This is a genomic window from Rhizobium sp. 862_C5_N1_2 (assembly GCF_051811205.1).
GTDB lineage: Bacteria > Pseudomonadota > Alphaproteobacteria > Rhizobiales > Rhizobiaceae > Rhizobium > Rhizobium leguminosarum.
Genome location: NZ_JBPWPT010000002.1, coordinates 764,080 through 778,006 on the forward strand (window position 1 = coordinate 764,080; position 13,927 = coordinate 778,006).

A 13,927-nucleotide genomic window follows, 5' to 3' on the forward strand; every position below is an offset into this window, starting at 1 on the left:
TCCTGTTCAACACAATCTATATTCTGTTCAACACAGGAGAATCTTATGGCTACCCAACCACGAACTGTTGCGGAAAGCGAAGCGGAAGTCGCGTTGACTCGCAATCGGCTCGTACTTGAGCAAGCGAAGGCCGTCGGTCTCCTTGGTACGGCGAAGAATACCCGCTTGTCGGGGCGAGTGCCGTCGGAGTTGATCGAGGCAGCCAAGAAGCGTGCCCATGTTACATCTGACACTGAGTTGCTGGAATTGGCGCTTTCACGGCTGGCTCTCGAAGACGACTTTGGCGCGCGTCTGGTGGGCCGCAAGGGCCGCATCCCGACGGATATCGACCTTGGGATTTGAACTCTCTGAAATCCTGCGATCACTAAAGCCCCAGAAGCACGTCGGGACGCTCGAGCGCAGGCCCGACGAAGATCTTCCTTGGGCTGCCGACGAACCGGCAATCGGAGGACCTCTGTTCCTGGATACGAGCGTCTATCTGGATGTGCTTCAAGGCCGCTCGCCGGTGGAGGTCGATAGGCTGATCACGTATCGCCTATGTCACCATTCGGCGGTCTGCCTGTCTGAGCTGACCCATGCCTTCGGCCGACTGGACCCCAAGCACGCCACTACAAAAGCGGTCCTCGAAACGATCGCGACGACGGTCGAAGACATTCCCGTACACCGACTTCACGCTCCAGATGCAGCCGTCTGGGGACATGCCGGGGTGTTGGCGGGTCTGCTCTTTCGCTTGAGCAAGCTCCCAAAGGGGGAGGGACATGAGCGCCGCTTCGTCAATGACGCCATGGTTTTCTTGCAGGCACGGCTGCTGGGTGCGAGCGTGCTGACTGGCAATGTTCGCGACTTTGATTTCCTCTCACAGATCATACCGACCGGTCGGGTCATCCTCTATCGAGCCCCAGTGGAGGCGCGATCATCATAAACGCCGAACTCTCCCTCGGTCGCTGTTCTGCACGAAGCGGAATAGCCGGGGGGCGCTGGCAACAGATGTAAACTGCCTGCAGCTCCACGACAACGCCGCGCGGTTTTATCGGGTCTAGCCGTCTCGGTAGCCGCCGAGAACGTCGGCTGGCGCCTGCACCGCATACTGATGCGCCGAAGCCGCTGTGAGGTGCGGGCAAAGCCCGCACCTTTTGCTCATCGCCTCAGTTCTTGGTGACGAAGTCCTTGACGTTGGCGGGCGTCACGAGCTGGAAGGGAATGTAGACCTTCTTGTCGATCTTTTCGCCCTTGGCGAGCTTGAGCGCTGCATCGAGCGAGCCCTTGCCCTGGCCGGCGGCATCCTGGAACACCGTGACGTCGAGATCACCCGCCTGCATGGCGGCAAGCGCGTCCTGCGTGGCGTCGACACCGCCGACGACAACCTTGGTCATATCCTTGCCGGCTGCCTTCAGCGCCTGGATGGCGCCGATCGCCATTTCGTCGTTGTTGGAAATCACGGCGTCGAATTCGATGCCGCTGGAGAGCCAGTTGGTCATCAGGTCGGCGCCCTGGGTGCGGTCCCAGTTCGCCGTCTGCTCTTCGACGATCTCCAGACCCTTGCATTCATCCGTCTTGATGACGTCATGAACGTCCTGGGTCCGCATGCGCGCAGCCTGGTTGGAGAGCTCGCCCATGATCACGACGGCCTTGCCCTTGCCGCCGAGAATGCGGCAGATTTCCTTGGTTTCCAGCGTGCCGGATTCCTGCTCGTTGGAAGCGACGAAGGCCTGCTTGTCCGGCAGCGTGTCGACGTTGACCGGCTGACGGTTGACGTAAACCAGCGGAATGCCGGCATCGGCCGCGAGCTTCGACATTGCCGTGGTCGCATCGGTATCGACAGGGTTGACGATGATTGCATCGACCTTGGAGGCGATGAAATTCTGGATCTGGCTCTGCTGCTTGGAAACATCGTTCTGTGCGTCTTCGACCTGCAGCGTCACACCGCTGAGTGTCTTTGCATAATCGGTCATGCCGTTGCGCAGAACCGTCAGGAAATTGTCGTCGAATTTCGCCATCGAGACGCCGACAGTTTCCGCGTGAGCCGCCGTCGACATGACGAGCGCCATCGCAGTGCCCAGGATAAACTTTTTCATTTTACTTCCTCCACAAAGCGGTGCCCGGCTGCACCCTCCTCACGCCGGAGCCCCAGGCATTTGCTCTGAAGCCTATTCTATCTCGCGATCGATCTCGTTACTCACCGCTCTGACACACAGTTTCAAAGCGCCGACGCGGCCGCCAACGCCCCATAAGCGCCGGACTCGTGTGGCTCAGCGCTTCAGTTGAGCCTTTTCGGTTTCACCGCGCTGGCCGAATCCTTCAAGTGAGCGCAAAGCGCGTGGATGGCATTCGGTATCTCCTCCTGAGTTCCGTTTTTCCGGTGGAGCGAAATTGACCGCTTCACGAATCTCTACGCGAAATTCCGCAGCAATCCATCATTCTGGCGAGGAGCTCACTTGCATTCTTGAAAGAATGTTGAGGGAAATGAGGGAATCCCATCATCCCTAGATGATTTCCGGGATGAAGATATCGAAGGGTACGAGCTGGCCGATCTCGGTTGAGAAAGTGATCGTTATTTCCAGGTGCCCCCCGACGAAATCCGGAACCCGGCAAGACGCCAGCGCGTCCCGAAGATTGGCGGATTGCAAGCCTCAGAACGCTGGAAATCGCTCGCGCCCTAGCCTCCAGCCAGGTCACCCAGATCTTCTCTAATTTTCGAAATACCTTTGGGGTAACGTTCGTCCTTTTCGCTCAGTGAAACACCCTTGTTGTTGCAAGGTGCAGGGGTGCTCCAAACTGCGCTTCAAGGGTTGCTCCGCGTCGTCCGTCGGCGCACGCGCGCTCCAACGGAAACGCTGAATGTCATTGGCATCTGTGACTTGGCCTGGCGTCGCAACTGCCGCTACGGCAGCATAGTCTGTGATCTAGAGAGGCGGAGCATCGTGGGGTTGTTGCCCGACCGCGAGATGGCAACGGCGGAAGCGTGGCTTGCCGTTCATCCAGGCATCACGGCCGTGTCGCACCGTTTCAGAACGCGTTCTGCGATAGCGAATGGCGTTGACGCTTCAATTTGCAGATTGACCCGTTCAAGTTAGCAGAAGACGCCCACAGCTTCGCCCACTGAACTGGCAGGTCCTTGGGCTCAGAGCACCGAAACAACAGCCTTGGCGAGGTCGTCGAGCCGGTCTTCCCTGAGGCCCGCGACATTGAAGCGGGAATCACCAACCATATAGATGCCGAACTCATCTCGCAGGCGGTCGACCTGCGCTTCGGTCAGGCCGAGCCGCGAGAACATACCCCGGTGGTCGGCAATAAAGTCGAAGCGCGAGGTGTTGGACTGGCGACGGAGCGCTTCGGCAAAGCCCTTTCGCAGGTTGAGCATACGAAGCCGCATAGCTTCTAGTTCGGACTTCCAGTCGGCGCGCAGTGCATCGTCCTCGAGGATAAGGCGGACGGCGGCGGCGGCATGGTCCGGCGGCATGGAATACAGCACGCGAGTGGTGGCGAGCGCCTGACTGCCAGCGATCTTTACACTTTCTGCGTCCCTGCCCATCAGGATGACGGCGCCGACGCGGTCGCGGTAGACCGAAAAGTTCTTCGAGCAGGAGGTGGCGACAGCCATTTCCGGCACCTTGCTTGCGAGCAGGCGAACGGCGGCGGCATCTGCCTCCAAACCGTCGCCGAAGCCTTGATAGGCAAGATCGATGAAGGGAAAAAGGTCGCCTTCGACGAGAAGATCCGCGACTAGACCCCATTGCTCGATCGTCAGATTGGCGCCGGTCGGGTTGTGGCAGCAGCCATGCACCAGAATGATGTCGCCGGCCTTTGCCTGCTTCAATCCCTTGAGCATGGCCTCGGCCTTCACCGTGCCGCTGGCGGGATCGAAATAGGGATAGGTCGCGATATTGAGGCCTGCAGCCTTCAGGATCGGTACATGATTCACCCAGGTCGGGTCGGAGAGCCAGACGGTGGCGTCCGCCCGGGCCTTTGCCAATAGGTCGGCGATCGTGCGGAGTGCGCCCGAGCCGCCCGCTGTCTGGCAGGCGAACATGCGCGAGAGATCGGCCTTCTCGCCAAAGACCAGCTTCAGCATGGCCTTGTTGAAACCTTCATCGCCTGCCATGCCGACATAGGTCTTGCTCGTCTGGCTTTCATAGAGGCGCTTCTCAGCGTCCCGCACGGCCCGCATGATGACGGTCGCACCCTGCGAATCCTTGTAGACGCCGACGCCGAGATCCATTTTCGTCGGCCGTGCGTCATTTCTGTACAGAACCGAGAGGCTGAGGATCTTGTCTGGCGGCGCGGCGGTGAGGGTTTCGAACACGGCTTTTCCTTTGAATTAAGGTCGAATGCGGAGCTGCCCCAGCTGCCCCGCGTCGGCTGAATCAATGCTCGAACTCGCTTTGCGACCCGGAGCGTATTGCGGCAAGAACCTGCTTTTGAAGAGCAACGAATTCCGACGTTGCAATCATGTCCTGGTTTCGTGGACGGGAAAGCCCGACGTGGAAAGTCGCGTTGATGCGCCCCGGATTGATGCTCATCGCCACAATTCGGTCGGACAGATAGACGGCTTCTTCGACATCGTGCGTGACGAACAGGACGGTCAGCCGATGCTCTTCCCAGATTTGGGTCAGCAGTTCCTGCATCTGGTGTCGGGTCAGAGCGTCGAGCGCGCCGAACGGCTCATCCATCAATAGCATTTTCGGTCGATAGGACAGGGCACGTGCAATGGCGACGCGCTGCTTCATGCCACCCGACAGTTGCGACGGAAATGCATCGGCGAACTTGGTGAGCTTCACCAGTTCAATGTGGTGGCGGGCGACATCCCGGCACTCGGCATTCGGCAACCCGGCCGCCTGCAGGGCGAATTCAACATTCTGCTGCGCGGTCAGCCACGGCAACAACGTGTAGGATTGGAAGACAACGCCGCGATCGAGCCCGGGACCGACGATCGGCGCTCCATCCGTCAGAAGAAGGCCATTGTCGAAGCCCTGAAGTCCGGCGACGATCGACAGCAGCGTACTCTTGCCGCAGCCGGAAGCACCGACCAAGGAGACGAATTCGTTGTCGGCGAGTTCCAGGTCGATACCGCTGAGGGCGTGGACGGGGCTCTTCCTGCCACCATACCATTTGTTCAGACCCTCGATCTTTAGTTTGGGTTCGCTCATCTCAATGCCTTGCAGCGTAACGGAAGAAGATGCGCTCCAGGGCCTTCATGCTTTGGTCTGTGATCAGACCGAGCAAGCCAAGGAGCAGGATGTAACCAATGATTGTCTGCGTCTGGAAATATCGCTGAGAGACGACGATCCGATAGCCGAGGCCGGACGTCGCCGCCACAAGTTCTGCCAGCACAAGCCAGGTCCAGGCCCAGCCGAGGCTGATGCGCAGCGTGTCCCAGATGCCGGGGAGGGCAGACGGCAGGACGATGCGGCGCAGGATCCTGGTTTCTGACATTCCGAGCGTACGGCCCAGTCCGACGAAGTCGGTCGGCACACGCTTGACGCTGTCCATGACCATCAGTACCTGCTGGAAGAAGGTTCCGATAAAGATGATGACGAACTTCTGGATATCGCTTGTTCCTGCCCACAGAATGGTCAGCGGAACGAAGGCGACAACCGGCATGTAACGAACGAAGTCGACAAAGGGCTCAATAGCCGCTTCCCACGTCTTGAAACAGCCGATCATGATCCCGATCGGGATCGCCAGGGCCGATGCAATAAGAAATCCGACGAGCATGCGATAGATGCTGATCCCGGCATCCGTCCACAGCGTGCCATCGACCGCCAGTTCCATCATCTTGGCCCACACCGCTCCGGGCGAGGGCAGAAAAATCGGTTTCACCCAGCCGGTGATGGTAGCAACCCACCACACGGCAAAAAGCAGGGCAAAGACGGCAACGGCAATCAGAAAAAACGACCGGCCGCTGATCGGATCCCCGATCCGAAAGGCACCGGGTGGTCTACCGACGCCCGCGCGCGATGGCGCGCGGGACCTTTCTTTCGTTGTGGACGACAATTCTGAGCTAGACATTACGGTCCCGTTGGTGGCCAGAGGTCACTTGTTCGCTGCATCGACAAACGATGTGTCGATCATGCTGTCGGCGGAAACGTCCTGGGTCACGAGGCCGGCTGTTTTGGCCGCCTTCAGAACGTCGGCGAAGGTCTTGGTCTTGAAGTCACCGGCAAAGGCCTTGGCTGCTTCGGCAGAGCTATAGTATTGGACACCGTCGAAAGCCGTTTTCAGATCATCCGGGGAGGCGCCCACGGCCTTCGAGATGATGGTGCGGTCCTCCTCGGTATTGGCCTTGTAGTCGGCCAGAGCCATATCCCAGGCCTTGATCATGGCCAGAACCTGCCCAGGTTTCTGCTTCAGCACCTCCTCGCGAACGACGAGAACGTCGGAGACTAGGCCCGGATCCTTGCCGGCTTCAAAAAGCAGCTTGATATTCTTGTCCTGGGCCAGCGCCGTTGAAATGTAGGGCTCGTAGGTGACCGCGACGGGAACACGGCCTGCAATCAGTGCCGTTCCAGCATCAGCTGCCGGCATCGGCACGCGGACGATATCGTCGATCGTCATACCGTTGCTGGCAAGCGCGTAGTTCAGCAGGATGTCGCTTGTCGTGCCTTCCTCGAAGGCGATGTTCTTACCCTTGAGGTCAGCGACGCTCTTGATGTCGCTTCCGGCCAGGATCGCGTCCGCCTTCAGGCTGAAATCAAGAAGCGAGACGATCTTCACCGGCAGGCCGGCGGCAACCATGGCCATGGCCGTATGCGTGGCGATATTGGCAGCGTCGAGCTGACCGCTGGCAAGTGCCGCGTTGATGTCCTTGTCTTCGCTGAAGTTGACAAGTTCGACATCCTCAAGGCCTGCTTTCTTGAACAAGTCCTTGCTGGCGGCGACGTGCCATTGACCGTAACCGAGCCAGGGCTCGATGCCGATCTTGAAGGTACCCGGCTCCGGTTTGGACGGGATTTGATCCTGGGCGTTAGCCTGCGCACCGGCAAGAATGCCGACGATCCCGAGCGCGATCGCTGCGCGGGAAAACTGCTTGCTGATGGATTTGTAGTTCATTGGGAACCCCTCTTTTGATGATTTTAACGGATCACAAAGCTTGCATCTTCTTAGGTTTGACGCCCGACCATCAAGCTCTTGGTGGCGGACATTGCGTACTTGTCTCCTTTCGCCGGCGTTAGCGGTTACTGTTTGAGTATGAGGTGCGAGCCACGTTCCTTTAAGTCGGCGATGGAGCTCACGCCCATCAAAGCCAAGGTAATCGAGATCTCCCGGCGTAATGTCTCGATCGCACGGTCGACGCCGGCCTGGCCTTTAGCTGCGAGACCGTAGGTATAGGCCCGACCCAACATGACACCATCGGCGCCCATTCCAAGTGCCTTGACAATATCGCTTCCCCTTCGCACGCCCCCGTCGAGCATCAGCGTGAAATCCGGTCCGACTGCGGCCCGGATGTCGGGAAGCGCTGCAATCGTGCTCATGGCGCCATCGAGTTGGCGACCGCCATGGTTCGAGATCACAATGCCGTCGACGCCGATCGCCTGTGCCTTTTTGGCATCCTCAGGTGAAAGGATGCCCTTAATAATCAGTTTGCCTTTCCACCGGTCGCGCAATGCCTCGATGTCCTTCCATGCGAGCCTTTTGTCGATGCGCCTGGAAAGATTGGCGGCCTGTTCGAGCGCTCCCCTCCCGAAGTCTGTGCGATGCTCGACCGCCCGAACGGAGGGCATGCCGCCGCGACCGATATCGAACAACCAGCCAGGCTTCCGGCATAGACTGGCGAACAGTCGAGGTGTGACACGCGTAAGAGATCGGAAGCCGTTTCGCACATCACGTTCGCGGATGGCGGTGATGGCCGTATCGACGGTCACGTACAGCGCCTCGACACCGGCCTCTTCCGCAGCGCTTAGAAACTCCTCGCAAAGCGCGCGGTCGTCGAGCACGTAAAGCTGAAAATGTAGCACACCGTCTGTCGCCTGCCGGAGGTCTGCCAGCGACGCGATCGAGAAGGTCGAAAGGCAGAAGGGGATGCCGGCAGCGTGAGCGGCACAGGCTGCCTTTTGTTCTCCGTTTCTCGCGTAAAGGCCAAGAAAGCCGACCGGCCCCAGCATGAATGGAAGAGGATGGCGTCGCCCGAGGTATTCGGTCGCCAGATCAGGCTCGGCATAGTTGCCGAGGACGTTCTGACGCAGTTGCAAAAGCGAGAAATCGTCCCTGTTTCGACGATAGGTTTCCTCCGCAAAGGAGCCGCCGTCGATGTAGTCAAAGAAGAGCTTCGGCAATCGCTTGCGAGCGGCCAGCCGGAGGTCATCGATATTGACGATCGTCACGATCTACCCCTCCGGATCTATCGTTGCGAGGAAGCGGGTCATTAGGTCCTCGCCCTCATCAGGCTCCGAGCCGACCATCATGGCCACAGAAAGCCCGATCAGGGAGGATGTCGGATTGTGGCTTGTCGCACCTGCGCGCAGGTTCATGACAAGCGTCGGGCATAGGAAGAGCCCGAGCCGGACAACTTTTCGCCAGTCTTGAGGAAGCATGTCGCGCTGTTTGAGGGCGGCAAGCAATGGCTTCCATATTGCTTCGGCCTTCGTTTCCAAAAGCGCCTTGCGAACCGGGGTCAGCTTCCAATCGAAATCCGCAAAGAGACGGCCGTTCTTGTAGTTGGCTGTGGCCTTGAATTTCTGTTCGGCAAGAGCCGGATCGTAGAGCCAGTAGGGATGGGCGAGGATATTGTGGAAGGTCGTCTTCACCTCCGCCAGAAGCGTCGGGATGTGCTCGCCGGCAAAGGCTGGGTCAAAGAAGGACAGGCTCGCGCGCCCTTCGCGCCGTTCGAACCAGACATTGGCGTTATGAGCGTCGCCGTGTGCCGTCACCCCGCCACTATCGGCCAGACGGACAGGGTTCAGTCTTTCATGCGCGGCGTCGAAAAGTTGGCCGAGAGTTTCGCTATACTCGATGCCATTGATGACAAAGCGGGCTTTCGAGAGCGAATCCCAGGAAAGCGTGATGCCTGGAAAGTCAAATGTCTTGCCGACATAAAAACTCTCCAGCCGTCCGCCAGGGTAGGTCCCTTTCGGGGCTGTCACCAGTCGATCGCGGAACAGGCGATGAACCGGCTCCTTCATGACCGCATCTGGAGTGACAGGATGCAACGTCCTCAGATAGACCGATAGGACGGTCTCATTGAGCCGGCGCTCCGCATCCACGGCCTGGCGTGCCATTTGCTCATCATGAAGCCCGTCGAGGGTACGCAGAGCATCGGAAAAGCGCGGATCGGTCCTGCGCCTGTAGACGAGGATCTGCTCGCCTGGAAGGGTCGACATCATAAGCGGCTGATCTACCGGCAGGCCGGCCTTGGCAAGAATATCGGCGCGATAGTACTCACCGCTCATCTCCTCCTCGTTTTCCTCCTGATGGAATTTGAAGAAGTAGGGCTTTCCGTCGGCCTCGAAGAAGCCATTCAGTGAATTGAGGCTGTATTGATCGTGGTTGATGGCCAGATCGCGTGCGTCGACCCCAAACAGATCTCGCAACAGGTCGGCAAGAAGAGCTTCGGCACTGCCGTCGCCCCTCTTGGCATTTTCCCGTATGGCTGCCGTCCGACTGTTGGGCTGCCCCATGCTCTCTCACTCCTGCAATGACGCGAAGGTTTTCATTTTTTGGGCGGTAAGTATCTGCTGCCAAGCGAATAGCGGCTGCCGACATAGGTGAAGGTATTGACCGTTGCGATCGCCTGCCCCGTCCACGTTTTTCGGTTGAGGACCAGGCAGCTATCGCGCTCACGAATGTGCAGGAGGCGTGCATGTCTCTCCGTCGCCGGAATGGCGCTGATGAGATGCTCGACTTCGGTTAGGGGTGTGCTGTGCTGAAGGTAATCGTAGGTGCCGATGGACGTAAAATCCTGATCGAGATAGTTCTTTACCAGCTCTGTATTGACGTAGCGCTCCTCCAGCTGAACAGGGACGCCATTCTCGTAGTGAACGACCATCGAGTGATCGACGGGGCAAAGCTTTCTGAACTCGAACGCGTCCAATAGCATTTGATCCGGCCGCTCGATCCGCTCGAGCAGGATCACCTCCGCGCGGTGTTGGCTTCCACGCGCCTTGATCTCGCTGATGATGTTGCTGATCTCGATGAGTGTCGACTGTGCTTTGGGAGGCGAGACGAACGTCCCGACCCCCTGGACCCTGCGCAGATAGCCTTCGGCGGTCAGTTCACGAAGCGCGCGATGGACCGTCATGCGAGAAACGCCGAGCGAAGACGTCAACTCGTGCTCGGACGGAAGCTTCTCGTTCTGTGGCCAGTTGCCGTTCCCGATATTGTCGAGCACGAAGTCCTTGACCTTTTCGTAGAGCGGCAGCGCGGTGTTTGAAAGGCCGGGCAATTTCTATCTCCGTCTCACGCCGAGGCGTGTGCTCGATCAATCGGCTATTCGAATGATCGTCTTTATTTTGGTTGAACGACCATCGATCAGTCGGTGGTATGCATCAGGAATTCCGTCGAGTGAGTTCATGATCTCGCTAAATTGTAGAAGTGCAGGCTGCAGCTTTGGCAACATCGCGATGGCATCGGCGAGTTCGTCTTCAAAGGCATGGCAGCCAATCAGGGAAATCTCACGCTCGACGAGGACATTGGGATCCAGATCCAGTTTCCCATGACTAATACCCACAAGAGCGAAGGCGCCGCCCCCGTCCAGAAGTTCGATGCCTTGCGCGATGGCTTTTGTACTTCCCGTTGCATCCACCGCGTAACGCAGTCGCGCGTCGCCGAGTGCGGTTCTTGCTTGCGACTTATCCAGTGCGACCACCGATCCTCCGCAAATTGCGGCCACCATCTCGGCACGGCTGCCATTCAAATCCGCAAACAACAACTTTCCATCGTGGAGATGTGAAAGCAGCAAACCGCAGAGACCGCCTATCGTCCCGCAGCCGACTAGGAGAATCGCCTCGCCTTGGGGTGGGTTAAGCCGTCGTATCGCATGAAGGGCGACAGCCAAAGGTTCGGCCATGGCCGCCACTGCAGGATCAAGTGACGGCTCGTGTTTGAAAACCAGCCGACCGGGTAGTTGGGTCTGCTCCGCAAATCCTCCGTCGCACACCTCGCCGACGAAACCGAGATGTTCGCAGATATTGGTGCGGCCTGATCTGCATGCTTCACATTGGCCACAGTAAAAGCGGGAGTCAGCTGCGACGAGGTCACCGATCGCGAGACCTTCGACACCCTCACCAAGCGCGGAAACGCGCCCGCAAAACTCGTGTCCAGCGGTGGATGGGCGCCTGCTGATCCATTGACCGGTTCGGTAGTTGTGAACGTCCGAGCCGCAGATGCCCGCGGCGCGAACGTCGATCGTCACGTAGCCCGCGGGCGGTGACAGAGGTTTGTCGACTTCCTCGACCCTGAGATCAAACGCGTCGTAAAGCCGAACCGCCTTCATCCTGTCAGCCTCGCTTTGGCAGATAGTTGTCGCGGACCGCCGAGACTGCGTGCGCGTGGGATGAGAAGCCTTCATATTCCGCCAGCTTGTGGGCACGCTTCGCAAACTCGGGATAGGCCGACGCTGTCACGTAGCCGATCGAACTGCGCTTCACAAAATCGGTCACCGACAGCGGGCCGAACGTGCGCGCCCAGCGGCTCGTCGGCAGCACGGCATTTGGACCGAGGCAGAAATTGGCGATGCTGACAGGCGTATGCGGACCCATGAGGATTTCTGCGGCCTCGGTGATCTTTCCGAGATGGGCGAAGGGATCCTGCGAGAGGATTTCGAGATGCTCCGGCGCGTAGGCGTTGACGAAATCGTAGCTTTCCTCGATCGAGGAGGTGAGGATGATCCCTCCGCATTTGCCTGAAAGGACAGCGCTCGAGAACTGAACCCGCTGTTCGGTCATACGTGCCCAATGCTCCGGCAGCGCGGCGAGGGCCTCCTCGGCCACGCGGCGGCTATGGGTCACGAGATAGGCGGAAGAGTCGGGACCATGCTCGGCCTCGATCAGGAGATCGAGCGCGGCAAGGCCGCCATGGACAGTGTCGTCCGCGAAAATGATCGCTTCCGAAGGGCCAGCAGGCAGGCCTGTGTCGATGATACCTGACAGGCTCCGCTTGGCTGCGACCACCCAAGGGCTTCCCGGTCCAACGATCTTCAGTGCCGGCTTGATCGTTTCCGTCCCGTAGGCAACAGCTGCGACTGCCTGAGCGCCTCCTACCTTGTAGACAGTTTCCACACCGGCCAGACGCGCTGCCACCAGCGTTGCGGCGTCCACGCTACCGTCCGGGGCAGGCGGAGTGACGATCGCCAGATTGGGAACACCTGCCACTACGGCCGGGACGGAGGTCATCATCGTGACCGACGGAAACGAACCTTTGCCGCGTGGAACGTAAAGCGCGGCGGACTTGATCGGGGTGAAGCGGTCGCCGGCAAAGGCGCCTGGCTTGATCTCCTTCAGCCACATGGCTTCAGGCTTCTGCTCTTCATGAAAATGGCGAATATTCTCAATGCCGAAGGTGATGGCCTCGATCACATCCTCGCTAACGAGCTTGAAAGCCGCATCGAATTCCGCCTCCGTTGCTTTGATCGTTGCTTCTGTAATATTTGCCTTGTCGAGTTCGCGGCCGAAGCGGGCAACGGCGCGGTCACCCTCGGTGCGCACGGCCTCAAGGATTGGTGCCACCTTCTCGATGAAGCCCGAGATGTCTGTTTCGGACCGTCGCAAGAGTGCCGCCTGCTCATCCGGTCCAAGATTGGAATATTCATGAAAGGTGACGTCGGTCATTGCTCATACCCTTATTGGCGCACAGAGGCGCTGACAGCCGCTGTCGTCCGCGCCCTGCCGGCGCGACGATATATCGTCCCTACAGGTCATGCGGAAACGCACCGCAAGTCGGTGGCAACCGGGCAATACCCTGCAAGCTGTTCGTGCGAGGATGCCGGATATGGTTATCCGGCAAATTCCCAGGAAGTCGAAGACTTCGTTCCCATTTTATTGTCTAGAGTTGTCTATACATCTATAGACAATATGATCATTCCCGTGCTGTCAAGCGTCAATTTCCGTTTCTATATCGATGCCAGAAAGCCGCCGTCGACAGGAATGCATTGGCCAGTAATGTAGGCCGATGCGCCACTTGCAAGGAAGACGACGGCGCCGCCGATGTCGGAACCATCACCGAACCGCTTCTGTGGGATCTTGTCGAGCATTTTCGCAGACCAGCCCTTGTCCTGATAAAACCCTTCGGTCATCGCTGTTCGGAAATAGCCGGGAGCCACCGCATTCACGCGGATCCCTAGCGGCGCCCATTCCGCCGAAAGCGCGCGCGTCATACCCAGCAGTCCCGACTTCGAGGAGCCGTAGGGCACAGCGGTCGGGATGCCGACGTAGGACGTGAGGGAGCAGAGATTGATTATGCTTCCACCGTTGGCTCGGCGCGACATCCGGCGTGCTGCGGCCTGCGACCAGAAGAACGCGCCCTTGAGGTTGGTGCCGATGATCTTGTCCCATATCTGTTCATCGACCTCGAGCGAGGGAGAAGTCTGTTCGTAGCCGGCATTGTTGACAAGGATGTCGACAGCGCCAGTGATGTTTTCGAACTTGCTTAGCGTCTCGTCGATGGACGAGATGTCTGTCACATCCTGGGCGCTCGTGATGCAGGTCCTGTTAAGGGCCTCAATCTTCTCTTTGGTTTCGCTCAGCGAATTTTGATCGCGCGCCGTAACGCAGACATCGGCACCCGCTTCGGCAAGCGCCAGCGCAATCCATTGGCCCAGGCCGCGGCTCGCACCGGTTACAACTGCCACTCTTCCTGCCAGATCGAACATCTTATTGGCCATGATGATCCCCTTGCTTTTGCAGGATAGAACCACCGTTCAAGAACGATGTCTATACATGTATTGACAAAGAGGCATTCCCATTCGTGCCAGAAAGACGCATGCCCCGCCTAGTAA

At 58.7% G+C, this 13,927-nt stretch carries 13 protein-coding genes and 1 pseudogene; 3 read left to right on the top strand and 11 right to left on the bottom strand.

Features of this window, described 5'->3' with window-relative positions; all coding sequences use genetic code 11:
- Positions 1 to 45: 45 nt before the first annotated feature.
- Both ACD590_RS27905 and ACD590_RS27910 read left to right on the top strand, forming a co-directional pair.
- Positions 46 to 342, top strand: coding sequence for a hypothetical protein (locus ACD590_RS27905; protein WP_018245238.1), 297 nt, complete (start codon positions 46 to 48; stop codon positions 340 to 342).
- Positions 332 to 922, top strand: a complete 591-nt coding sequence (locus ACD590_RS27910; protein ID WP_130716187.1) for a type II toxin-antitoxin system VapC family toxin — start codon at positions 332 to 334, stop codon at positions 920 to 922. The genes ACD590_RS27905 and ACD590_RS27910 overlap by 11 nt, the downstream gene beginning before the upstream one ends.
- A gap of 223 nt (positions 923 to 1,145) precedes the next feature.
- On the opposite strand, the gene ACD590_RS27915 is transcribed toward ACD590_RS27910, so the two are convergent.
- Entirely contained in the window at positions 1,146 to 2,075 is a 930-nt protein-coding gene (locus ACD590_RS27915) for a sugar ABC transporter substrate-binding protein (protein WP_018244093.1), read from the bottom strand.
- A gap of 714 nt (positions 2,076 to 2,789) precedes the next feature.
- On the opposite strand from ACD590_RS27915, the pseudogene ACD590_RS27920 reads away from it, so the two are divergent.
- Positions 2,790 to 2,999: pseudogene (locus ACD590_RS27920) on the top strand (ISL3 family transposase); the annotation flags it as partial.
- Positions 3,000 to 3,121: 122 nt separating this feature from the next.
- Here ACD590_RS27920 and ACD590_RS27925 read toward each other — a convergent pair.
- From ACD590_RS27925 to ACD590_RS27970, 10 genes are all read right to left on the bottom strand, one after another.
- Positions 3,122 to 4,303: an amino acid aminotransferase gene (locus tag ACD590_RS27925; RefSeq protein WP_130729927.1), complete on the bottom strand. Its 1,182-nt coding sequence runs from the start codon at positions 4,301 to 4,303 to the stop codon at positions 3,122 to 3,124.
- 61 nt (positions 4,304 to 4,364) lie between these two features.
- Positions 4,365 to 5,147, bottom strand: coding sequence for an ABC transporter ATP-binding protein (locus ACD590_RS27930; RefSeq protein WP_018444464.1), 783 nt, complete (start codon positions 5,145 to 5,147; stop codon positions 4,365 to 4,367).
- A gap of 1 nt (position 5,148) precedes the next feature.
- Positions 5,149 to 6,009, bottom strand: a complete 861-nt coding sequence (locus tag ACD590_RS27935; RefSeq protein WP_026188656.1) for an ABC transporter permease — start codon at positions 6,007 to 6,009, stop codon at positions 5,149 to 5,151.
- A 24-nt stretch (positions 6,010 to 6,033) separates the two neighbouring features.
- Positions 6,034 to 7,050, bottom strand: coding sequence for an ABC transporter substrate-binding protein (locus tag ACD590_RS27940; protein WP_439003867.1), 1,017 nt, complete (start codon positions 7,048 to 7,050; stop codon positions 6,034 to 6,036).
- A gap of 125 nt (positions 7,051 to 7,175) precedes the next feature.
- The gene (locus ACD590_RS27945; protein WP_018245232.1) at positions 7,176 to 8,321 is read right to left on the bottom strand and encodes an alpha-hydroxy acid oxidase; all 1,146 of its coding nucleotides are present in this window, start codon (positions 8,319 to 8,321) and stop codon (positions 7,176 to 7,178) included.
- Between the two features lie 3 nt (positions 8,322 to 8,324).
- Positions 8,325 to 9,614, bottom strand: a complete 1,290-nt coding sequence (locus ACD590_RS27950) for a hypothetical protein (RefSeq protein WP_439003868.1) — start codon at positions 9,612 to 9,614, stop codon at positions 8,325 to 8,327.
- Between the two features lie 32 nt (positions 9,615 to 9,646).
- Complete coding sequence (gene hutC / locus ACD590_RS27955) at positions 9,647 to 10,378, bottom strand: histidine utilization repressor (protein WP_018245230.1); 732 nt, start codon at positions 10,376 to 10,378, stop codon at positions 9,647 to 9,649.
- Between the two features lie 36 nt (positions 10,379 to 10,414).
- A complete protein-coding gene (locus ACD590_RS27960; protein WP_439003869.1) occupies positions 10,415 to 11,428 on the bottom strand; it encodes a zinc-dependent alcohol dehydrogenase in 1,014 nt (337 codons plus the stop codon).
- A gap of 4 nt (positions 11,429 to 11,432) precedes the next feature.
- Positions 11,433 to 12,761, bottom strand: a complete 1,329-nt coding sequence (hisD, locus tag ACD590_RS27965) for a histidinol dehydrogenase (protein ID WP_439003870.1) — start codon at positions 12,759 to 12,761, stop codon at positions 11,433 to 11,435.
- A 281-nt stretch (positions 12,762 to 13,042) separates the two neighbouring features.
- The gene (locus ACD590_RS27970; RefSeq protein ID WP_439003871.1) at positions 13,043 to 13,813 is read right to left on the bottom strand and encodes an SDR family NAD(P)-dependent oxidoreductase; all 771 of its coding nucleotides are present in this window, start codon (positions 13,811 to 13,813) and stop codon (positions 13,043 to 13,045) included.
- Positions 13,814 to 13,927: the final 114 nt, after the last annotated feature.